This window comes from Natrialba magadii ATCC 43099 (assembly GCF_000025625.1).
Classification (GTDB): Archaea; Halobacteriota; Halobacteria; order Halobacteriales; family Natrialbaceae; genus Natrialba; species Natrialba magadii.
The window spans coordinates 2,948,350-2,969,654 of sequence record NC_013922.1 but is presented as its reverse complement, the minus strand read 5'-3'; the positions used below and the strand labels follow the sequence as shown (position 1 = coordinate 2,969,654).

The following is a 21,305-nucleotide window of genomic DNA, read 5'->3' as shown; positions in this document are numbered from 1 at the left end:
CCAGTGCGCGAGTAGAATCGACGGCATCAGCGCTCGATCCGTTCACTGCCATGGCACTGGTTTGTAATGATCCCCGCATAAAGCGTTCGGCCGGACCGACCGGCAAGCGCCGCTCGATCCGGCGACTGCCACGTTCTCACCCGTGCTGGCCGTGTGAGTTATGTAGGCAGAGTTGAAACGACTCACTCGAATGGCGGGAGCTGCTCGGCTGTGTGTGACAAATCAGAAAGGAGGCGTCGGCAAGACGACCGTCGCGATCAACCTCGCGGGTGCGCTGAACGAACTCGGACGTAACGTCCTCTTCGTCGACCTCGATCCGCAAGGGAACGCGACCGAAGGACTCGGCCTGCTCGAGGCCTACGACGCCGAACCGCCGTCGCTACTCGACGCGCTCGTCGACCCGGCGGCTGTCGACCCCGATGACCTCGTCTCTGCTCACCCAGAGATGGACGTCGTCGCGAGCAACGTCGACATGAACGCCGCCGAGTCCACGCTCGTCCAGGAACCCGACGGCGAGACGCGACTCGACGCACTCCTCGACCGACTCGAGGAGGCGGGCGAGTACGACGTCACCGTCGTCGACTGCTCACCCCACCTCGGCCTCCTGACCGACAACGCGCTGTACGCGACGGAGAATCTCGTGATCCCCGCACTCGCCGAACCGACGAGCAAGCGGTCACTCGAGTTGCTCTTCGATTACGTCGGTGCACTGGAGCTGGATCACGACGTGACGATCGAGCCGCTGGCGCTAGTGGCGAATCGGATCGAGAACACGCGAGCGGCGACAGAGATGCTCGAGTGGTTCGACGAGGCGTTGCCGGATGTGCCGCTGTATCGGATACGAAAGCGTGTGGCGTTGCAGCGGGCGTTCGCGTCGGGGAAGTCGGTGTTTGCGGCGGAAGAAGAGACGGATATGAGCGCGGTCTTCATGGAGATGGCCGAGCAGGTAGACGAGCAGTTGCTACGACAGGAGATACCAGCATGACTGACGACAGAGCACGTCGACTTCGGGAGATGCGCAACCGTGCAGCTGGGGGGGCACGTGAGACAGCAGAGACTGCGGAGGCCGCAGAGACCGCAGAGGCTGCAGAGGCTGCAGAGACCGCGGAGGCCGCAGAGACCGCAGAGGCTGCAGAGACCGCGGAGGCCGCAGAGACCGCAGAGACCGCGGAACAAGACGAAGCAGACGAGTCAGCGGCAGAATCCCCGTCCGCAGCCGACGACAGCACAGAGAGTGGTACCGAATCGGCGGGCAAACGCGACGAACCAGCAGCGAGCAGTGACAGGGCCACGGGTGACAGTGACGATAATTGCGGCGACGGACAACAGACAGCAGACGCCAGTTCCGAACCCGAACAGGGGTCGGACGCGGCCGATTCGGAGGCAGATGCGATAGAAGCTGCGGATACAGCAGGCGATTCTGACGCCGCTGGCGCTGACGCCGCCGGCGATGCTGCGGCTGTTGACTCTGCAGGGGTGGCTGCCGGGACCACAGATACCGAAGCGTCGATGGAGACGGGCGACACTGATGTTACGCTCTCGTTCGACGACGGCGAATCCGAATCCCGCGCGGACGGCCCGCTCGCTGCACTCGGTGGTGCAATCGCCAGCCAGTCCACCGTCGCCGAACTCACGGGGACCAGCGCGGAGCCAACCGTCGACGGCTCTGCGACGATGGCGGATGCCGAGGGGTACGGCGACGCGACCAGCGCCCGTAAGGACGCCATGTTCGATCAGGGGAACACGCTGATCCACTCGACACACGACAGCGAGTCGACAATCCAGATGCTCGAGTTCTACCTGAACGAGAACCGCTACGCCATCGAGATCGATCGGATCAGCGCTATCGTCGAGATGAAAGACATCACGCGGTTCCCGCGCGGTCCGACCGCCATCGACGGCGTGACGGACCTCCGCGGCGAGATCACGGGTGTTCTCGACCCGACGACGATGCTCGACGTCGAGCACAACGAACTCTCCGACGACCAGTACATCGTCGTCTTAGAACGCGACGACGACAAGCAAAAGCTCGGCGTCCGCGTGACCGACGTCTCGCAGGCGGTCACCTATCACGACAGCCAGATCGATGAGACGGGCAGCGTGATGGACGCCGCGGGCGACCACCAGCACGAGTGCGTCCGTGGCATCATCAAGAAGCAGGACGACGAGGATCGAACGACGCTCGTCGCCTGGCTGGACATCGACGAACTCATCGCGACCATCGACTGACACTGGACCGACGCGACGAGTAGCGCAGTTCCCGTTTTACGTTCACTTTCATCCACTTTCGCTGATCCAGTCGCTGCCACTCCGGGAATCACGCTTTGCCAGAACACCGTATATGACTGTTGTGGCCGCTAAACTCCCCGATGGATGGGATCTGCAAAAACACTTATTTAGCTGACTCTCACTGTCACGACTATGCCCAGAACAGACGGCGGAGCGTCCCGTCTCGAAGCCGCAGCCGATTCCACTGATTCCGGTGGGACGGCTTTGAGCTCGGCCTCGGCCTCGGTCTCGAGTGCGGACGTCGACGCCATCATGAACACTGGCATCGACCCCGCCAGCGTCGAGCGCGCGAACACCTTCGTCTCACTGGACGCCGACGACGAGGCCCGACTCGAGTCGCTCTCGGACGCCCTCGCAGACGCCCGTGCGGACATCGCCGCAGCGTCCGCCGACGCCGCCAGCCGCAAGCCGGCTGTCTCGAGTGCACTCGAGACGCAGTCGGGCGCGAGCAAAGCCCAACTCGAATCGGACCAGGCCGGCCTCGTCGACGCGGCAGCGGCGGGCCGGACCGACGTGGCGGTTTTCTCGGATCGACTCGAGTCGCCGGCCGTTGGGGCGGTCCTTGCAGCAGGGCCTGACGCCTATATCGGGTCGTTCGGCGCGTACTACGAGGAGGCACTCGAGGCGATTGCGGCGGACGTCAAAGCGGGGTTTGAGGGGAAGAGAGAGGGAGAAGGAGGAGGAGGAGGAGGGGGTGATGCTGGGACGCCTGACGCTGAGACTGCTGGCGAGTCCGGTGCCATTGGAGAAGCCGTCGACGACGCAGTCGACACCGTCGTTTCCCGGACGCTGTCGCTGCTGCGCCACAGTCTGGTCGACCAGCAACTCGCGATGCAGACCTACGCCAGTGCACAGCGCAGCCAGCAGGCAGCAGATGAAGAGCGCATCGCCGAGTACGAAGCGCAACTCACGAATCAGGTAGAGACGAAGCGCCAGCGCGAGGCCGTCGGTGATCGGATTCAGGAGTCGCTGCGTGAGGTTTCGGATTCGACTGCCGACGTGACCGATCGGACCGCGGAGATGACGGATCTCGCGGCCGAGCAGTCGAACTCGATGAACGAAATTGCGAGTGAGGTCTCGGGGCTGTCGGCGACGGTTGAGGAGATTGCCTCGAACGCCGAGGAGGTCAGTGCCACCAGCGAGCGCGCCGAGGAAATCGCGACCGACACGACGGAGACGGCCGAGGAAGCGATCGATCAGATCGAAGGCGTCGAGGAGGCAGCCGTCGAGGTGACTGACGACGTCGAAAACCTCCGCGAGAGCGTCCAGAAGATCGACGAGATCGTGGACGTGATCAACGATATCGCCGACCAGACGAATCTGCTCGCGCTCAACGCCTCGATCGAAGCGGCGACGGCGGGCGAAGCGGGAGACGGGTTCGCAGTCGTCGCGAACGAGGTCAAGTCCCTGGCCGAAGAATCGCAGGACGAAGCCAAGAACATCGAACGGATGATCGACCAGATTCAGGCGGATACCGAGGAGACGGTCGACAGCCTCGAGACGGCGAACGAGCGCGTCTCGACTGGTGTCGATCTGGTCGAGGAGACGGTCGACAACTTAGAGCGTATCGAGGAATCCGTCCAGGAGGCAAGCACGGGCATTCAGGAGGTCGCGACGGCGACCGACGACCAGGCGGCAAGCACCGAAGAGGTCGCGAGCATGACCGACACTGCGATGGAGACGTCCCAGCAGGTCACGAACGGACTCGAGGCGATCGAACGCCACGCCGAGACCGTCGACGAGCTGGTCGACGAGGTTGAAGCCGATGTTCGCAGTCTCTCTGCGGACGAGTAGCGCATCGCTGAGCGCTCTCTTGCACGGCATATCATCGGCCATCGACTACTGACCGCCGATTACCGACCACGACTACCGACCACCGACCACGACTACCGACCACCGACCACGACTACCGACCACCGACCACTGACCACCGATCACCGACCACTGACCACCGATCACCGACCACTGACCACCGACCACGACTACCGACTACCGACCACCGATCACCACCCACCCACCGAACTGCCATGGTATCTACGAACCAATCCACACAATCGAACGCGACCGACGAGACGACTACGAATACGGAGACGAGCGCGAATACGAACAGCAATACAGACACCAACACGCCCACCAACACAGCCACACCCGACGACCTCAGCGTCCACGTCCTCGAGTTCGACCTCGGCGAGAACCGCTACTGCGTCGACATCGGCTACGTCGCGGAGATTGTCAACACCGACGAACTGACCGCGATCCCGAACACGCCCGACCACGTCGAGGGCGTGATGGACCTCCGAGGCGAGACGACGAAGATCGTCAACCTGCGAACGATCTTCGGCGAGAACGAGAACGACGACCTCGGTAATCGGATCATCGTCTTCAAACGAAAGCGTGACTCGACCGACCGAATCGGTTGGCTCGCCGACGAAGTCCGACAGGTACGCCAGATCGACGCGACGACAGTCGATACGTCCGTCGATGGCGACGGAATCGCCGGCATCGTCCGCCAGAACGACGAGTTCGTGCTGTGGATCGACCCGACTGCCGTTCGTATTTAATTGCTCCGCCGGCTCGGGTCGGCACCGACCGAACGGCACTCGAGTACAGCCACAGTTTGCTATTCAGTGGCTACCAGTTGGTGACACTGAGTGGTCCTGATCTGACGGTGCGGTTGGCTTCGGTCGCGTTTCGAAACCCTGGCTCCAGCTCGAGCACAGACTCAGTTCCAGACCTGACCCAGATTCAGTCCTCGTCCCTGACCACATTCCAAACCGAGAACGCCTGTGAACTCCACCGCCGCCAGTAAGTATATGTTCGGATCGCCGGAATGTCGAGACAATGCCTACCCACCAGGACGAGCGTCAGGCGCAGGCTACAATCGACGAGCACAACAGACGGCAGGTCGACGGACGTGACCTTACCGACCGGATCGGGCTCGATCGCCGTGAACTCGAGTGGCGAAAGGAGTTCGTCGGCTTCGATGAGACCGATGCCGATCGACTCGAGTCGATGGCGCCGCTTCTCGAGGAGATTGCGGATGACCTCGTCGCTGAGTTCTACTCCCACCTCCAGTCGAACGCCGACGCCACTGCGATTCTCAACTCGTCCTCGAAATCCGTCGATGCACTCGAGCGGACCCAGTATGAGTATCTCATGGATATCGGTCGTGGTGAGTACGGGACGGCGTACGCCGAGCGCCGTGCCAGGATCGGCAAGATTCACGATATGCTGGACATGGGGCCGAAGTTCTATCTCGGCGGCTATTCGATCTACTACGAGGGGATTCTGACGGCGCTTGCGGACGAAGCGATGGACGACCTCGCCAGTACGGCTGTCGAGGATGCACCCGAAACGGAGACAGAGCTGTCCGCGGAGTCGTCGACAGCCCCATCCCAGGATGAGCCGCTCGTGCCCCTCTCCGACGCCCAGGAGATGGTCGACGACGTTGTCGAGCGATCGCTCTCTGCGCTCAAACTACTGAACGTCGACCAGCAGATCGCGATGGACACCTACATCGACGCCTACGCCGATATCGAGGACGAACTCGAGCACCGGACCGAGGTCTCGAAGAACGTCCAGTCGTCAGTCACCGAGCTCCGCGAGCGTTCGGTAGAGGTCTCCGACCGTTCCGACGAGATCAGCGACCTGGCGGCCCAACAGTCCGACGCGATGGGCGAGATTTCGGGCGAAGTAGCGGGACTATCGGCGACGGTCGAGGAGATTGCCTCGAACGCCGAGGAGGTCAGCGCAACCAGCGAGCGCGCGGAGGAAATCGCGAACGACACGACGGAGACGGCCGAGGAAGCGATCGACAAGATGGCGGTCGTCGACGATGCGGCGGACGAGGTGACCGACGACGTCGAGGACTTGCGCGAGAGCGTCCAGAAGATCGACGAAATCGTGGATGTGATCAACGATATCGCCGACCAGACGAATCTGCTCGCGCTCAATGCGTCGATCGAGGCGGCGACGGCGGGCGAAGCAGGAGACGGGTTCGCGGTCGTCGCAAACGAGGTCAAGTCCCTGGCCGAAGAATCGCAGGACGAAGCCAAGAACATCGAACGGATGATCGACCAGATCCAGGCGGATACCGAGGAGACGGTTGATAGTCTCGAGACGGCAAACGAGGAGATCGAAAGCGGCGTCGGGCTGGTTGAGGAGACGGTCGACAACTTAGAGCGCATCGAGGAATCCGTCCAGGAGGCGAGTACTGGTATTCAGGAGGTCGCGATGGCGACTGACGACCAGGCGGCAAGCACCGAAGAGGTCGCGAGCATGACCGACACCGCGATGGAACAGTCACACGAGGTCGCAACCGAAATCGAGGCGATCGTCGGTCAGAACGAGCAGGTCGACGAGCTGGTGGACGAAATCGAGTCCGAGGTCGGCCGACTCGCGGACGAGACGGTATCGACGTAGCCACGCGCGTCGTCGCGCTGTCGCAACTGTTCTGTTTGCGCTCCTTTTTGTCTGAGTCTGTTCTTCTTTCGTCTCGGCCTACTCTTCTCTCGCCTGGATCTGTTCTTCTTTCGTCTCGGCCGCTCTTCTCACGTCTCGATTTCGCTGCCGAAAACACTCCGTTGCTGTCGTTGTGGTTGTGGGCCTGCTGTGACGGGTTCGCGCTCGCAGTCAGTCGGCAGACTGTGCCGTCCCGACGGCAACGCGTTCAGCGTTCGATCCCGTCGCTTCCGTGGCGTCGCGCTCGTTGCCAGCATCCGACAGCGCAGCTCTACTCCGGAGTACCAGTCCGCCAAAGCCTGCAAGCCAGACGAAATCAAGGTAGGTCGCGAGGGCCTGTCCGATGAAGGCGTCGGTAAACCCGAGATTCTGTGCGGAGAGCATCCCGGTTGTGAGGAGGCCGACGAAGACGAGCATAGTCAGATTCTTGAGTCGCCCGTACAGCAGCGTTCGCTCGCTGCTCACGGTCTGTGCCTCGCGTGCGAGTGGGCCGTATAGAACGCCCCCCATCACACTGACTCCGGCCACGATCGCGAGTGTGAGGACGGTACCCGCTGCCCCGCCGAGTATCCAGCTTCCTACGGTCGCCCAGAGACTTAGCAGGATCCCGCCGAGCAGGAGGAGTGTATACCGCCGTTCTGCGTCGGCGATCATCCCGATCACGTAACAGACTGCGCCCCAGGCGACCGAGTAGCCGAGGAACCGCGCGATGGACTCGTCTCGCCCGGTCGTCGACACGGACAGCACGCCCGCAGCCATGAGCAGGTACGCGACGCTCATCGCTCCACAGGCGGCGACGACCGCGTAGCCGAGCCGCCGCGATCCGTCCTCGAGTCGCCGAGTCCACAGCAGGAAGACCGCTGTCATCACTGCAAGAATCGTGCTCGTCAATACAAACGTCGTGGTGTGTTCGATCATCGTAGATATGGTTCTGATGTTGGTGTGTTGGTGGTTGGTGTGCTGGTCTGGTCGACTTCGGTACTGGTCAGGAAGCGACGAGACGGGTTAGTCGTCTCCCGTTCGCGCGACAGCGGCCGCCCCAGCAGACTGGGCTCGGCGATCGATCGTGAACGTCTCCATCAACCCGTTCAACCGCTGTGCCTGCTCGTCCAGGTCGCCCGCCATCGTCGAGACGCTCTCCGTCGTCGCCGTCGTCTCCTCGGAGGCTGCTGCGACCTGCTCGGCCTGACTGCTCGTCTCCGCCGACACGCTCGTCACGTCGTCGACGATCGTCGCAAGCTCCTGTGCCGAACTGGCCTGGTCGTCCGCCGTCTGCGTAATCTCCTGAATACTCGCGTCCATCTGGTCCGCCTCGGAACTGATCGTCTCGAGTTGGGACTGCAACTCGTCGACGCGCGTTGCCGTCGTCTTGATGTTCGAGTCGACCATCGTGATCTCCTCTGCGGTCGTCCCCGTCCGATCACGGATGGACTCGAGTGTCCCTTCGATTTCGTCGACGGCGTCCATGGTTTCCTCGGCGAGCGATTTGATCTCGTTCGCGACGACTGCGAACCCGTCACCGCTCTCGTCGGCGCGGGCGGCTTCGACGTTCGCGTTGAGCGCGAGCAGGTTCGTCTGATCGGCGATGTCGTCGATGAGGGAGATCACTTCGCCGATCTGGGCGGCCTCCTCGTTGAGTTCCTCGACCGTTTCGACGACGGTTTCAGTCGTCTCGACGAGCTGGTCGATGTTCTGTGCGGCGTCGGCGGCGGCGTCCTGGCCGTCGTCGGCCAGCGTCGCCATCCCCTCGGACTGGGTCGCGATCTCGGAGGTGGTCGCTGCAACTTCCTCCGTGGCTGCAGAGAGGTCGCTGACCTCGCTGGCGGCGAGTTCGAGGTCCTCGGTCTGGCTCGTCGCGCCGTCTGCGATCTCCTGGACTGACTCGGCGACTTCCTGACTGGCGGCACGAATCTGCTGGCTCGAACCCTGCAGGTCGCCGGACATCTCGTCGACTGTCTCGCTCGCGTCCTGCACTTCGGCGACGACGTCGCCAATCCGATCGAGCATCCGGTTGAACGAGTCTGCAATCGCCTGCATCGCTTCGTCGTCCGTCTGCGGAGCCAGACGCTGGCTGAGGTCACCGGCCGCACACTCGTCCATCACGTCAGAGAAGCGCTGGGCTTCCGCGACGAGTTCCTGGTTCTGCTGTTCGGCCTGATGCTGGAGGTCCTGAATCCGCTCGCGTTCTTCTTCGAGCTGGGCGGCTTGCTCTTCGGCCTCCGCCTGTGCCGTCTCCGCACGTTCCTGCTCGGCCTCGACCTCCTCGAGTGTCGTCTCGAGCGAGTCGCGCATCGTGTCGACAGAGTTGTAGAGTTGGCCGATCTCGTCGACTCGATCGGTTTCGAGGTCGACGTCGAACTCGCCGTCCCCGATCCGCTCGGTTCGCTCGCCAAGCTGGCGCAGCGAGAGCGCGACGTTGCCGCCGAGGACGATCCCGACGAGCCCGAGATTGACCGAGAAAATCACGAGCAGTCCGGTCAGTCCGGCGATGGCACGTTCTTGCAGTCCCTCGGTCGGACCGCTGACGATATGGAGTCCGAACAGGACACCGAACCCGATCGTCACGACGGCGACGAAACCGAGCGCACCGGCGATCTTGACACTGTACTGTTGGCGAATCCGTGCTGGTAGTAGTGAATCGAATTGCATCCCGTGATCTTCCCTCATGCATCTTCGGAGCGAGCCCGTCCGACAGGACGGACTGCTGGCTCCCATCCTGGGATAGACGTCTCACTGCCACCTGATAACCGTTATTGCCGCCGCGATAGCTCGCTTCATGTGGGTCGGGCATGCACGACGGTGCGTCGACCCCCGTCGTGGACCACCGCTCACCTGCCGCTCACACCCGTGCTCGCGTACGGCTCATCGCCTGACTGCGACCCAGTGTCGGCGTCCCCAGCGGTCCCGATGTACTCGAGTGCGTCGGCGTTCCGAAAGAGGAGCAAGCCGAAGCCAAACAGGAAGACGAGGTCGACGTAGGTCGCGGCGAGCTGGCCGACGAAGGCGTCGGTGAGGCCGAGCGTCTGCGCCGAAATCGCGCCGAGGACGATCAGGCTGGCCCAGGCGAGCAACACCAGGTTTCTGAGTTTGCCGTAGAGGAGCGTGCGTTCGGCGTGGACCGTCCTGGCAGTGCGTGCCATCGGTCCGAGGAGGAGTACGGCGACGCCGAGAAACGACACCAGGATGAGGACTGTGGCGACGGTTTCACCGGTTCCGCTGAACACCCAGCTTCCGAGCGTTCCCCAGACTGCCAGCAGGTTCCCACCGACGAGTGCACCTGTTCGCCGGGTACTCGCGCCGGCGAGTGCACCGATGACGACGCTACCGACGGTCATTGCGACCGAGTAGCCGAGGAACCGGACGGCAGACTCTTCGCGGCCGGAGGTCGTAACGGTGAGGACGCCGGCCGCCATGAGCAGGTACGCAACCCCCATACCCGCACAGGCGAGAACGACCGCGTAGCCGAATCGGCGCGTCGCTGCGGGGAGCGCTCGCGCTCCGAGTGCGAAGCCGCCGGCACCGACGAGCAGTGCCAGTCCGGATCCCGTGAGGATCGTTTCGCTCGCGATCATTGCCGCCCCTCCGTTGTCGGCCTTCTCCGTCGGATTGCTGCCTGCCGTCGTTCAGCCCGCACCGTGCCGTATCGGCTGTTTTTGAAACGGTTCCGACAGCCCCATCGTTCGCTGTGTCGCGGAGTACTGCGTACTGTCAGAGGCACTCACCCACTCGTGATAGAGTGACAACCCATATAATTGTTTGTGAACCTATAGTTCCAGCCGGTTTCCACTCCCGTCAGCGCCGCCGTTCGTTTCGCCCCGCTGCCTGCCTGTGATTTTCGCAGTTCACCACACTCATAACTATGAATACATATTCGAATCAACTACTGCAGAGACGTAAGAGAGCTAAACAGTGTCGTAAGATTATTATTGCACGGAATCTGAGAATTATGTATAACCGTGCCCGCCGATGACTCGTTCCGCGCTCTCCTCGATTACATGGAAACCGAACTGGGATTCTCGACCAGCCACTACAACGATAGCTACCTCGACCGACGAGTCACGGCTCGCCTCCGCCGGACGAAGTGTGACGACTACAGCGAGTACTTCGACCAGTTGCGGACTGACCCGGACGAGCAAGCAGCCCTCCTCGACTCGATGAGCATCAACGTCACCGGCTTCTTTCGCAACCCCGAAGTCTGGGACGGCATCCGCGATGTCCTCCGTACCCTCTCCGCGCGCGAACGGCAGGTCTCGATCTGGAGCGCCGCCTGCGCCGACGGCCGTGAACCCTACTCGCTGTCGATGCTCGTCCACGCCGACCCCCAGATCGACGAATCCGCCGTCGAAATTCGCGCCACAGACATCAGCGAGGACGCCCTCGACGTCGCCCGCGACGGTGTCTACGAGGAGTCACGAACCACCGATCTCGGCGGGGAACTCGAGTACCTCTCGAACTACGAGCAGTACGTCGACCACGACCGAGAGGAGGGCGTCTATCGCGTGCGCGACCGGGTCAAGCGGCCGGTGACGTTCGAGCGCCACGACCTGATCAGCGGGGCGTCGAAGTCGGGGTTCAATCTGGTCACCTGTCGCAACCTGTTCATCTACATCGATACGGAGTACAAGCGGTCGATGCTCGAGACGATTGCTCAGTCGCTCGAGGAGGATGGGTATCTGGTGATCGGCAAGAGTGAGACGATTCCGCCGTCGTTGAAGTCGACGTTCGAGGCGACGGATAACCGGCACCGAATTTACCAGCGGGTGTGAGTCGATGTGTGCTGTCGCTACTGGGCGAGTAGTAGTAGTCGACGAGTGCGCGTGTGCGCGTGTGAGAACACAGACTGTGTCTACGGCCGAGTGAGTGCTGTCTGTACGAGTACTGCGTTCCCGCTATTGACCAAACCTGCCGCGTAGACGACTGGAGCGTTTGTTTTCTCGCCCCCGCCGATGTACTAACGACCGGGTACACCGTATTATCAGATTTGAAACCGATTTATGGCCATACGGTTGTAAAGCTTATGGCCGATTCTCGCTTCGGGTGCAGTCAACCAGGACGAGTACAGACACGCTGAACCTGGTTTTGGGGCGTAAACGACCTCGTGTCGCTGTAATTGGCCAGCGTTACGTACTCGTCCCTCATCGTCCGTCCCGTCCGCATACTCGACCACCACGCTGTCAGCGGATTACAGTCGGTCGAGTGTCACCATCTTGGTCAATATTATTAAGTAATCTGCGTGTATTGACTCGTTCATGGATGTGCTGATCACGGACGACTCCGGCTTCATGCGGGATCTTCTCCGTGAAATTTTGGAAGAAGACCACACCATCGTCGGTGAGGCCGAAAACGGGGTCGAGGCCGTCGAACTCTATCAGGAAGAACAGCCGGATATCGTCTTCATGGACATCGTGATGCCGATCAAAGACGGCATCGAGGCGACCGACGAGATTACGGATATGGATCCGAACGCGAAGGTCGTCATGTGCACCAGCGTCGAGCAGGCAGAGCAGATGAAAGACTCGATCAAAGCCGGTGCCGAGGGCTACATCACGAAACCGTTCCAGAAGGAAAGCGTCCTCGAGGAACTCAACAGCATCGCGGCCGGGTAACTCTCCATGGAAATCGATATTCGCGAGCTCGAAACCTACCAGGAGCTCGCTCACGACGGCGCACAATCGGCTGCTGAATCGCTCTCCCAACTGACGGGCATCAGCACGAGCGTGCAGGTGACGAACGTCTCGCTCATGTCCTCCTCGGACCTCCAGTACGAGTTCATCGGCAACGAGTTCGCCGGCGTCAATATCGATCTCACTGGTGAGATTTCGGGCGAAGTCGTCCTCGCGTTCGACGAACAGGGCCGAAAAGCGATCACGGACAAACTCGTCCCGGCCGACGATCCAGCAAAGAAAAAAAGCAGCATCGAGGAGGTCGGCAACATCATGTCAAGCGGCTTCGTCGACGGCTGGGCGAACTACCTGAACGCGAAGATCAAGAGTTCGCCGCCGACGTACATCCAGGGCACCGGAACCGACGTGCTGCCAAAGTCTGCAACGACCGAAGATAACTACCTGTTCGTCTTCCGGAGCCGTGTCGAAGCCGCCGAGGAAGGCGTCAACGAACCGATCGACTTCCGAATCCTGCTCGTCCCCGACTCGAGTTCACTCGAGCGCGCCTTCGAGCCGCGAACCGAGGACATCGTCTCGGTGGAGAAACTCAAGGTCTTCAACGACATGACCAAGGAGGGTGCAGAGAAGGCCGCGACGAACATCACGTCGATGACCGGCATCGACACGACGGTCGAGATCAGCCGTCTGACGCTCGTTCCGATCGAAGATATTCCGACGGAGGTCGGCAATAAGCGATACGTGGGGACCGTCATGCCGTTCGACGGCAAGTTCAGCGGGAATCTGGTCATCCTGTTCGACCAGCCCTCCGGCCGGGCGGTCGTCGACTCGCTGGTTCCGATGGAAACTGACGAGCAGTGGGGCTCCGTCGAACAGGGCGCGCTGAAGGAACTCGGCAACATCATGACCAGCGGCTTCGTCGACGGCTGGGCGAACGTGTTGAACGCCGAGATCAAACACGAGCCGCCGCAGTTCGTCGCCGACACCGGTTCGTCGATCATGACGCCGATCACGGCCAAGATGGCCGAAACCGACGATCACGCGTTCATGCTCGACTCGAACATCCAGACCAACAGCGACCAGGTGTTCACCTGCCAGATGCTCGCACTACCGCGACGGTCCGAACTCAAGCAGGCGCTCGGCGATTTGTTGATCGAAAACTCCGAAAACACCCGCGTCGATCCGGCCGAGTTGTTCGACCGCCAGCGATAGCGCACCTCCGAGACGCAGTGGTGTCGTGCGGTGTTGTGCAATCGTTTTTCGTCTCAGTGTTGCAGTACAGCGCGAGTCGTCCGTTTCTATCCATCTGAAACGGCCACGACACTCCAATCCCAATCACACTCGAACGCCCCGTTCGGTAGTCAGGCGTTCACGTCCTCGATCCGCTCGCTCACGACAATCCGCCCCTTCGACGTCAACGACAGTCCGCTTGCGTTCTCGAGTACCAGGTCCTTGTTCTGGACCGAGTTCAGGACGTTCGTCACGTACGCCGGGTCGCCGTCCAGCATGTTCGTAAAGTCGATGTCGCCACCAGTCGCGTGAATGCCGACCAGCACGCGTTTTTCGGGATTCGTCAACTCGATGTCGGCGACCTCCTCGCGCAACTCGTCGAGCTCGAGTCGGAGGAAGCGTCCGAGCAGGTTGACGTACTGACTCTTGACGGGTGAGATGAGCGACGTTTTGGTCAGGCCAGCGTCGGTATCCGTGTCGATATACTTGACGACCAGCGTGACGCGGTCGGCACTCTCGCCGAGTTTGTTCGAGCGTTCGATTCGCATCACAGTCTCGACGTCGAAGCTGAAGGTTCCGCGCTTGCTCGCGACTTCGATCCGCCGATTCTTGATTCGAATTTTCCCAGGCACGACGGGCGTGTCTTTCACGCGGCCACCGACCCGTGCGGGGTGTTTGACCGCCGCTTTGCGACCGTTGAGGAGACAGCGAAAGAGAATTGCGACGAAGGTGTCGACGGTTTCACCCGTGCTCTCGATGACAGCGCTTCGGGTCTGGCCGTCGTCCTTGTAGCCGATGGTCACTGTGTCGTCGAAGAACTGTTTGACGTGGCTGGGGACGGTTCCAACGTTGACGTCGATCACTGTCGAGAGCGGAATCGTCGTCTTGTCGTCGTTCGTCGCGAGGACCAGGCGGCGTTTCGTCATGATGATTCGTCCCGACGTTGGCGTGCCCGGTGACTCTCCGTGGTTGCGGAAGAACCGACCGGTAAAGTCGGCAACGACGTCTTCAGACATAGCAGTTCCTTCTCGTCGAAATCTCTTAGCTCTTTACACGTTTTCGCCGGTGCGGTCGATTCGCCGACGTGTCGGAATCGAGAACGAGAGGCCGTTAATCAGGCCGAGTCACGTGGAACGGCAGTCCCTCGACACCGTCGCGCTGGAAGGAGTCGATAGTGTCGTTTACCTCGTGGTACGCCAGAATGTTCTCCTGGATCATCCGCTCGATGATGTCCGAACGGAACTGGAGGTCGTCGTAGATGTCGCGGGTGTCGGCGTATCCGAGCAGGGTCGCGATCTGCTCTTCTAACACATAGGAGTTGTTCATTCCCTGGAAGACGATCTCGTCCTCGACGGGGTCCCAGTAGAACACCTGCCGGGTGACGACCCCATCCATCTGCTCGGAGTAGCCTTCGATCTCCTGGACCGAGGTCACCCGACGGAGGACGTCGTCGCCCTGCTTGACGCGGTTCTGGAACAGCGCCACGTCGGCGTTGTCCATGAACGTCTCGGGGACGTTGATCGGGTCACCGGTAAAGCGCTGGATCATCGAAACGATGTCGCTCGCGTGGAAGGTGAGCATGACCGGGTGCCCGGTCTGGGCCGCCTGGAACGCCATACGCCCCTCCTCACCACGAACCTCACCCACGACGATGTACTCGGGACGCGAACGCAACGCGGCCTCGACCAGGTTGAACATGTCGACGTCCGCACTGTCCTCGCTGCGACTCTCGCGGGTCAGTAGCTGCTGCCACGTGTCGTGCGGCGGAAGCACCTCTGCCGTGTCCTCTGCGGTGTAGATCTTCGAGTCCCGCGGGATGAACGACATGATCGAGTTCAGCGTCGTCGTCTTCCCGGATGCCGTCTCGCCGACGACGAACACCGTTCGCTCGTTCTCCAGACAGAGCCAGAGGTACGCCGCTAGCTCGGGCGAGAGCGTCCCCCAGTTCGTAATCTGGGTGACCGACAGGGGCACCTCGTCGCCCTGACGAATCGTGAGGCTCGGCCCCTTCACGCTCACGTCGTCGCTGTAGATGACGTTCAGACGCGAGCCATCGGGCAGCGTCGAGTCAACGATTGGCTCGGCGTCGGTCATCGGATTTCCAATGCGCTCACCCATGTTCGAGAGCCAGCGGTCGAACTCCTCTTGCGTGCCGAAGTCGACCGTCGTCTCAACCATCCCGTAGACACCGTGATCGACGTAACACTCGTTGGGACCGATCACGTGAATGTCCTCGTTCGCCGGGTCGCGCATGACCGGCTCGAGTGGCCCCAGGCCGACGATGTCTCGATTCAACCGGTAGCGGATATTCTCGTAGGTCTCCTGTGGAATCTCTTGAATACCCGGATGGAAGCGGACCTTGAGCCGCTCGATTATGTTTTCGACCTCGTCGCCTTTGATGTGGGTCGTCTCGCTCAGTAACTCCTCGATTCGGTCGCTGTACTCTGCGTCCTTCTCGGGTGCTACCTTGGTCGCACTTCGACGAAGCAGCGAGTCTTTGACCGTCGAGAACACGGACTGCTCCTCGTCAGAGAGCGTTGGCTCGACGGCGAAGTACTGCATCTTCGTCCCCACGTCGCCGTAGACGTGGCTATAGATCGGGCCACCGACCGGGTACAGGACGTTCGGATGCGGTGTCTCGTACTCAGCGGACGGTTCGTCGATCAACAGCGGGAACTCACCCGTGATCTGCCTGAACTTCTTCAAATGCTCGCGCAGATGCGGGCGGCGTGCGGCCAGCTCCTGGAGCTCGTCCGACGGCTTCGGCGTTCCCATTTCCGTCATACAACCGTCACCCTCTAGGCAACACTCCGGTTCTCGATCACGATACCTGTTCCCGACCGAACCGAGTACCCGATTCGGTCACCGACCTGTTCGCCCATCCCCGCAAAGCGCTTGATGAACAACTGCCGACGGATGTCGTTCCCGACCTCGATCATCTCGAGTTCGATGAAAACGTCAGCGATCGACCGGAACGGACCGATCGCCTCGTCGCCGACCGTCGAGGGGTCGACGGTCAACACGACGATCTTTCCCTGCGAAATGATGTTGCGAAGGAACGAGATGATCTCCAGGGCGGCCTGGCGCTCTTCGTTCTGGCGAACCAGCGCCTCGAACTTCGGATCGTTACGCAGGATGGCGTCGAAGGTGTCGATGATGATGACATCGGCGGACCAGAGGGTTTCCTCGTCCATGAGGTCGGTCAGCAGATCCTGTCTGGTCTGTTCCTCGTCAGTCGCAGAGAGTACACTCCCGCTGTCGAGGTCGCCGTGGAGAAACAGCATGTTCTCGAAGAGGAGGTGCTCCTCGACGTTGTAGTTCAGCGAGTCCATCTGGTCGACGAACCCCTTGACCTCGAGTTCGGTCGAGAGGAACGTCACGGATTTGTCCGTTTCACAGAGACCGTACGCAAATCGCTGTGAGATGGCGCTCTTGCCGGCGCCGTAGTCGCCTTCCATCAGTACGATACTCCCGGTCGGGATACCGCCCCCGAGTTCCTTGTTCAGTCGGTCGCGGTCGTCGAGACCGAGTGAGAAGATATTTTTAAACTGACTCATCGTCTCTCGTCTTGGTCTTGCCTCGTGGCTCGTTCTCCGGGCTCTTCAGTCTTCAGTCTACTTGCTCGTCCTGTCCAGCGTCTTACTGTTCGTGGTCGTGTGCAGCCTCGTCGGTTGGCTGCTCACACCCACCCTCGAACTCCTCCGGCGCGAGCAGGAGCTTGATCCGTTCAACCTGCCAGCCGTCGAGATCCGCCGGTTCGTCCGAAACGACGAGCGGCTTTGCGATTTCGGCCTGCTCCCCACGGTCGACGCCACCGGTGGTCGCGCGCGTGTTGCACAGTCTGGCACCGGACTCGGAGAGCACGACATCCGAATCGACCCAGATCATCTGCCCACCATCCGTCACCTCCGCTTCCGGCTCGACTCGCTCGCCGGCCGGTTCGTTGCGGTGGTTCTGCTCCACCGTGTCCTCCTCTGCCTCCTCGATGAAGATTTTCTGTGCGCCGCTGGACTCGAGTTCGGTGTCGGCTGCCGGTGTGGTCGTCGCTACTTCCCCATCGGTGTCCGCACCCGAAGCCGGCCGGCCGTCAGCTTCGCCGTCACCCTCGGTCTGGTCGGTCGAGTCGTCCTCGGCCGCGAACGGATCGAGTGGTTCGTCCGTGGCGAACTCGAGTTCGATGTCGTCTTCGGATGAGTTTGTGTCGGGGTCTGGGTCTGAGTCTGGGTCTAGGTCGTAGTCGGGGTCGGGGTCGGGATCAGGGTCGAGATTCTGGTCGATATGACTGTTGTCTCCCGCAGCCGTTTCCGTCGGTGACTCGAGTTCGGCGTGATCGTCGGCCACTGTCGTTTCATCGAACGTGAGTTCCTCACCAGTGGCAGTATCGGCGGTGTCGATTGCGTCAGTCGTAGTCGTGGTCGTGGTCGTAGTTGTCGCCGCAACTGGTTCGAACTCGTCGACTGCAGTTGTGTGGTCAGTTCCGGCGGCTGGGTCGGCGTCGTTGTGTTCGACTTTGTTTTCACCGTGATCGTGATCGTGATCGTGACCGTGACCGTGACTGTCACCTCCATCCTCAGCGCCCACTTCCGGCTGGTGTTGTTCCGCGACAGCCATCGCCTGCTCGACCGTGATATTTTCTTCGTCGACCCACACGTCGAACGGGCGCCGCTTCTTCTCCGGCGTTGCGATCTGGCTGATCCACCAGAGGCTGCGTTTGTGATCGACGCCGAGTGAGGAGTGTGGTTCTGGCTCGCCGATGTCCGGTCCGCCACCAAAGCCGTTCAGCACCGTCTGTAGGTGTGATTCCACCGACGTGCTCACCCAGTAGACTGACTCGTAGAACCGGAGTGTTCGGGCCGCACCGTTGAGCCCCAGTTCGTCGACCAGGTACTCGAGCCAGTCCATGACGACGAACTCGGTGTCGTACTCGGAGGGGATGGTTTCGAGGTACGGGCGGCCGCCGTCGTCCCACACGGGGTGGGAACGGTCGTGTGCAGCGAGGTCGGCTGTGTCGCCGTCTGTATCGCTCGTCTCGTCGCTCGCAATGGCGTCAGCGTCGTCGATGAGCGAGTCGGTCTCGTCCGCTTCGTCGCCGTCGACGGCGAGATCGTCGTCGAAACCGTCATCGTCGTCGGCTGCCAGGTCGTCCTCGTCGTCGGTGGTGTCGCCGTCGTCGGCAGCGCTTTCGTCGCTGTCCCAGTTGGCGTCACCGGATTCGTATTCAGATTTCAGTTCGTCGAACGACAGCTCATCGTCACCAGCGGCGTCTGCGTCTGCATCGGGGTCGAGGTTGTCGTCTCCGTCCATGCTCGTCTCGTCCTCTAGGTCGTCGAAGTCGTCGTCGAAGCCATCATCGTCGTCGATGATACTCTCGTCGAGGAAGTCGTCCGCCTCGGCGTTCGCGATATCTTCGTCGATCGTCTCGTCCGCTTCGCCGCCGTCGCCGCTGTCGAAAAGGCTCTGTCCGCCAAAGTCACCGCTGCCAGCGGCACCAGCGCCCATCGAATCGGCGAGAGAGTCGCCCTCGACGAACGGGTTCACACCCTGCGTTACCATCTCGTAGACCTCGAGGAGTTTCCGGATGTTCTCCTCGATGTCGTCGAGCGATTCGCCGATCTTTTCGTTCTCGCTCTGGACGGTGTTCACCGTCGAGGAGAGCGAGCCGACGCTGTTCTCCATCTCTTCGACGCGCGCTTCGACTTCACTCGAGACGGTTCCGCCGTCGTCCATGGCGTCCATGCCATCCATCGACCCCATATCGGACATTTCGCCCATACCGCCCATCTCGTCCATGTCAGACATCTCGCCCATGCCGTCGATGGACATCGAGTCGTCGTCGAGGAAGTCGTCGCCACCGCCGAGATCGCCATCGTCAAAGAGAGCCTCGTCACCAGTGCCATCGCCGCCGTTGCCCCCAGTAGCGCTTTCCGCTCGCGCTCCGGGCAACAACTCGTCGTCGCTCATACTGCCGGCGAGGTCACCACCGAGGATGTCATCGCTATCGTTCCCGGAGCTCGAGCGAGTGCCGCTGTTGCCATCGCCGTCTCCGAGTATGTTGCCGATTATCGAGAGTACCATGGTGAACCTGTTCCGCTGGCGTCTACCGCTCGTTCGCTCGCCGCCATCCGGAGCCGGCCACCGGACCGAATCCGCGTGGTGGCCCTGCGCTCTGACTGGCTACGAGTCGTCATTCAGGAAAACTATGACAACCTACGTATTAAGTAATTGTGGCCGATTGGCTCGTTACGTTCCGAGCCGTCAGATTCTGCGTTCCAGCGTCGATGTGGGTCTCTGCTCGCTTCCGACAGTGGGCGATTTTCCCGTTCTCACAGGGCTCACCCGAACAAAGGTTTCTTTTCGGTTGCTCTCGTACGCTCACTACCGATCGCTTCATGACAGATCGTAACGAGGGTGGCAATCCCGAGTCGACGGCCGACGCCGATGCTGACGCCGACGTTCCGCCGGTCCTCCCCAGCGAGCAACCGGGCGGCAACAACGGCGGCGGCGTCCTTTCGCCCGACGAACTGGACTTCACCGAGAGCCCCTACGTGGCCGAGGTTTCCGAGAGCCGGTACGTCGTTTCGGCCGACCACAGCCCACCGAACGTCCCAGACGAGACACAGAGACGGCCGAGTAGTCGCGACGAATCCGCAAGCACACAGACACAGCCCGCTGCGGATGCTACGGACACTCCAGGCACTGCAGACGGACGCAGCACCGACACCGAAACCCGAAAGGAACGCCCGTCACAGCAAGCGCCAGCACGAGAACAGGTCGAGTCCGAACAGGACCGAGCGCAGCAAGCGCAGGGGCAGGGACAGGGACAGGGACGACGACAGCAACAGGACCAACAACCGCCCCAGCAACAGCAACAACACCCACACCAACCCACCCCACAACCCCCCCAGAGCCCCGAACACGCCCGCTCCATCCTCGCCGACGAACTCGATCGGACCGACGCGCGACTCGCGCTCGACATCGTCGCCCAGTTCGGCAGCGACTCCGTCCGCCACCGAACCGCCTCCGACGACATCGTCGGCACCTTCGACAATCTCGTCCTCTGGTACGCCCAACACGTCGCTCGCAAAACACCCACGATGCGAACCGCCTCCCTCCTCTTCGCGAAATCCGAATTTGCCCCCGAACTCACCGAGTCACAACTGCGAAAAACCGCCGCCAAACACGGACTCGACGAAACCGACACCATCGGCGACCTGCGCGATGCACTCGAGTGAGCTGTGAGCTGTGAGCTGTGAATTGTGTCTTGTGTACTGTGAGTCGCCCCTGCAGTCAGCGTCACTCGAGTTGCCTGTGGGTCGCTGGTTCTGTCTGTCTGTCTGTCTCTCTGAGTCTGTCTGTCTCTCTGAGTCTGTCTGTCTGTCTGTCTCTGTGTCTGTACTCAAGCGCGTACGCGTTGCTATAGTAACAACTGCACCTAGTTACACACTGATCGCCGAGTCATCTGGCGATCAGGTGTGCATTGACTTGCAGTGGCTACTATAGGACGGAGACGACTATCTCTGCAGAAGGCGACTATCTCTGCAAATCCCGCGCTACCCGCCGTTCATGAAGATGACCGTTCCCATGAAAAACGAGAGCAGAAGCGAGAACCCAAAGAGAAGGGCACCGCTTTGTACCGATTCGATGCCGCGTGTCGCTGCGTGGAACCGCTGATTTCGGTCGAGACGCATCGTTATCTATCCCATC

17 protein-coding genes are annotated in these 21,305 nt (G+C 61.3%); 9 read left to right on the top strand and 8 right to left on the bottom strand.

Features of this window, described 5'->3' with window-relative positions:
- The first annotated feature begins 190 nt into the window (after window positions 1-190).
- From NMAG_RS13905 to NMAG_RS13885, 5 genes are all read left to right on the top strand, one after another.
- Window positions 191-985 (top strand): ParA family protein, encoded by a 795-nt coding sequence (locus tag NMAG_RS13905; RefSeq protein ID WP_004267166.1) that lies wholly within the window; start codon window positions 191-193, stop codon window positions 983-985.
- Window positions 982-2,229, top strand: coding sequence for a chemotaxis protein CheW (locus tag NMAG_RS13900; protein ID WP_004267167.1), 1,248 nt, complete (start codon window positions 982-984; stop codon window positions 2,227-2,229). Before NMAG_RS13905 ends, NMAG_RS13900 begins: the two co-directional genes overlap by 4 nt.
- A 192-nt stretch (window positions 2,230-2,421) precedes the next feature.
- Entirely contained in the window at window positions 2,422-4,083 is a 1,662-nt protein-coding gene (locus NMAG_RS13895) for a methyl-accepting chemotaxis protein (RefSeq protein ID WP_004267168.1), read from the top strand.
- A gap of 233 nt (window positions 4,084-4,316) precedes the next feature.
- Complete coding sequence (locus NMAG_RS13890; protein WP_004267169.1) at window positions 4,317-4,850, top strand: chemotaxis protein CheW; 534 nt, start codon at window positions 4,317-4,319, stop codon at window positions 4,848-4,850.
- 280 nt (window positions 4,851-5,130) lie between these two features.
- Window positions 5,131-6,711, top strand: coding sequence for a globin-coupled sensor protein (locus tag NMAG_RS13885; RefSeq protein WP_004267170.1), 1,581 nt, complete (start codon window positions 5,131-5,133; stop codon window positions 6,709-6,711).
- 210 nt (window positions 6,712-6,921) lie between these two features.
- Here the strand turns inward: NMAG_RS13885 and NMAG_RS13880 are convergent, their stop codons facing one another.
- The 3 genes from NMAG_RS13880 to NMAG_RS13870 form a co-directional block, all read right to left on the bottom strand.
- A complete protein-coding gene (locus NMAG_RS13880) occupies window positions 6,922-7,668 on the bottom strand; it encodes a bacteriorhodopsin (RefSeq protein ID WP_004267171.1) in 747 nt (248 codons plus the stop codon).
- Between the two features lie 87 nt (window positions 7,669-7,755).
- Complete coding sequence (locus NMAG_RS13875) at window positions 7,756-9,399, bottom strand: methyl-accepting chemotaxis protein (protein ID WP_004267172.1); 1,644 nt, start codon at window positions 9,397-9,399, stop codon at window positions 7,756-7,758.
- A 179-nt stretch (window positions 9,400-9,578) separates the two neighbouring features.
- A complete protein-coding gene (locus NMAG_RS13870) occupies window positions 9,579-10,322 on the bottom strand; it encodes a bacteriorhodopsin (protein WP_004267173.1) in 744 nt (247 codons plus the stop codon).
- 384 nt (window positions 10,323-10,706) lie between these two features.
- Between NMAG_RS13870 and NMAG_RS13865 the strand changes: the two genes are divergently transcribed.
- The 3 genes from NMAG_RS13865 to NMAG_RS13855 all read left to right on the top strand — a co-directional run bounded on the left by NMAG_RS13865 (window position 10,707) and on the right by NMAG_RS13855 (window position 13,583).
- On the top strand, window positions 10,707-11,516 hold the full coding sequence (locus tag NMAG_RS13865) for a CheR family methyltransferase (protein WP_004267174.1): 810 nt from the start codon (window positions 10,707-10,709) through the stop codon (window positions 11,514-11,516).
- Window positions 11,517-11,999: 483 nt separating this feature from the next.
- Window positions 12,000-12,356 (top strand): chemotaxis protein CheY, encoded by a 357-nt coding sequence (gene cheY / locus NMAG_RS13860; RefSeq protein ID WP_012996745.1) that lies wholly within the window; start codon window positions 12,000-12,002, stop codon window positions 12,354-12,356.
- Between the two features lie 6 nt (window positions 12,357-12,362).
- The gene (locus NMAG_RS13855; protein WP_004267176.1) at window positions 12,363-13,583 is read left to right on the top strand and encodes a chemotaxis protein CheC; all 1,221 of its coding nucleotides are present in this window, start codon (window positions 12,363-12,365) and stop codon (window positions 13,581-13,583) included.
- Window positions 13,584-13,732: 149 nt separating this feature from the next.
- Here the strand turns inward: NMAG_RS13855 and NMAG_RS13850 are convergent, their stop codons facing one another.
- The 4 genes from NMAG_RS13850 to NMAG_RS13835 all read right to left on the bottom strand — a co-directional run bounded on the left by NMAG_RS13850 (window position 13,733) and on the right by NMAG_RS13835 (window position 19,676).
- Entirely contained in the window at window positions 13,733-14,617 is an 885-nt protein-coding gene (locus NMAG_RS13850) for a CheF family chemotaxis protein (RefSeq protein ID WP_004267177.1), read from the bottom strand.
- Between the two features lie 94 nt (window positions 14,618-14,711).
- Window positions 14,712-16,385, bottom strand: a complete 1,674-nt coding sequence (locus tag NMAG_RS13845; RefSeq protein ID WP_004267178.1) for a type II/IV secretion system ATPase subunit — start codon at window positions 16,383-16,385, stop codon at window positions 14,712-14,714.
- Between the two features lie 14 nt (window positions 16,386-16,399).
- Entirely contained in the window at window positions 16,400-17,158 is a 759-nt protein-coding gene (locus NMAG_RS13840) for an ATPase domain-containing protein (RefSeq protein WP_004267179.1), read from the bottom strand.
- An 82-nt stretch (window positions 17,159-17,240) separates the two neighbouring features.
- A complete protein-coding gene (locus NMAG_RS13835) occupies window positions 17,241-19,676 on the bottom strand; it encodes a FlaD/FlaE family flagellar protein (RefSeq protein WP_004267180.1) in 2,436 nt (811 codons plus the stop codon).
- A gap of 314 nt (window positions 19,677-19,990) precedes the next feature.
- Between NMAG_RS13835 and NMAG_RS13830 the strand changes: the two genes are divergently transcribed.
- The gene (locus tag NMAG_RS13830; RefSeq protein WP_004267181.1) at window positions 19,991-20,833 is read left to right on the top strand and encodes a DUF7500 family protein; all 843 of its coding nucleotides are present in this window, start codon (window positions 19,991-19,993) and stop codon (window positions 20,831-20,833) included.
- A gap of 318 nt (window positions 20,834-21,151) precedes the next feature.
- Here NMAG_RS13830 and NMAG_RS22175 read toward each other — a convergent pair whose 3' ends face one another.
- Window positions 21,152-21,289: a hypothetical protein gene (locus NMAG_RS22175; RefSeq protein WP_004267182.1), complete on the bottom strand. Its 138-nt coding sequence runs from the start codon at window positions 21,287-21,289 to the stop codon at window positions 21,152-21,154.
- Window positions 21,290-21,305: the final 16 nt, after the last annotated feature.

Bases quoted from the DNA above. Each gene is read 5' to 3' on its own strand.
- NMAG_RS13905 (WP_004267166.1), top strand. From the start codon at position 191: ATGGCGGGAGCTGCTCGGCTGTGTGTGACAAATCAGAAAGGAGGCGTC.
- NMAG_RS13900 (WP_004267167.1), top strand. From the start codon at position 982: ATGACTGACGACAGAGCACGTCGACTTCGGGAGATGCGCAACCGTGCA.
- NMAG_RS13895 (WP_004267168.1), top strand. From the start codon at position 2,422: ATGCCCAGAACAGACGGCGGAGCGTCCCGTCTCGAAGCCGCAGCCGAT.
- NMAG_RS13890 (WP_004267169.1), top strand. From the start codon at position 4,317: ATGGTATCTACGAACCAATCCACACAATCGAACGCGACCGACGAGACG.
- NMAG_RS13885 (WP_004267170.1), top strand. From the start codon at position 5,131: ATGCCTACCCACCAGGACGAGCGTCAGGCGCAGGCTACAATCGACGAG.
- NMAG_RS13880 (WP_004267171.1), bottom strand. From the start codon at position 7,668: ATGATCGAACACACCACGACGTTTGTATTGACGAGCACGATTCTTGCA.
- NMAG_RS13875 (WP_004267172.1), bottom strand. From the start codon at position 9,399: ATGCAATTCGATTCACTACTACCAGCACGGATTCGCCAACAGTACAGT.
- NMAG_RS13870 (WP_004267173.1), bottom strand. From the start codon at position 10,322: ATGATCGCGAGCGAAACGATCCTCACGGGATCCGGACTGGCACTGCTC.
- cheY (WP_012996745.1), top strand. From the start codon at position 12,000: ATGGATGTGCTGATCACGGACGACTCCGGCTTCATGCGGGATCTTCTC.
- NMAG_RS13855 (WP_004267176.1), top strand. From the start codon at position 12,363: ATGGAAATCGATATTCGCGAGCTCGAAACCTACCAGGAGCTCGCTCAC.
- NMAG_RS13850 (WP_004267177.1), bottom strand. From the start codon at position 14,617: ATGTCTGAAGACGTCGTTGCCGACTTTACCGGTCGGTTCTTCCGCAAC.
- NMAG_RS13845 (WP_004267178.1), bottom strand. From the start codon at position 16,385: ATGACGGAAATGGGAACGCCGAAGCCGTCGGACGAGCTCCAGGAGCTG.
- NMAG_RS13840 (WP_004267179.1), bottom strand. From the start codon at position 17,158: ATGAGTCAGTTTAAAAATATCTTCTCACTCGGTCTCGACGACCGCGAC.
- NMAG_RS13835 (WP_004267180.1), bottom strand. From the start codon at position 19,676: ATGGTACTCTCGATAATCGGCAACATACTCGGAGACGGCGATGGCAAC.
- NMAG_RS13830 (WP_004267181.1), top strand. From the start codon at position 19,991: ATGACAGATCGTAACGAGGGTGGCAATCCCGAGTCGACGGCCGACGCC.
- NMAG_RS22175 (WP_004267182.1), bottom strand. From the start codon at position 21,289: ATGCGTCTCGACCGAAATCAGCGGTTCCACGCAGCGACACGCGGCATC.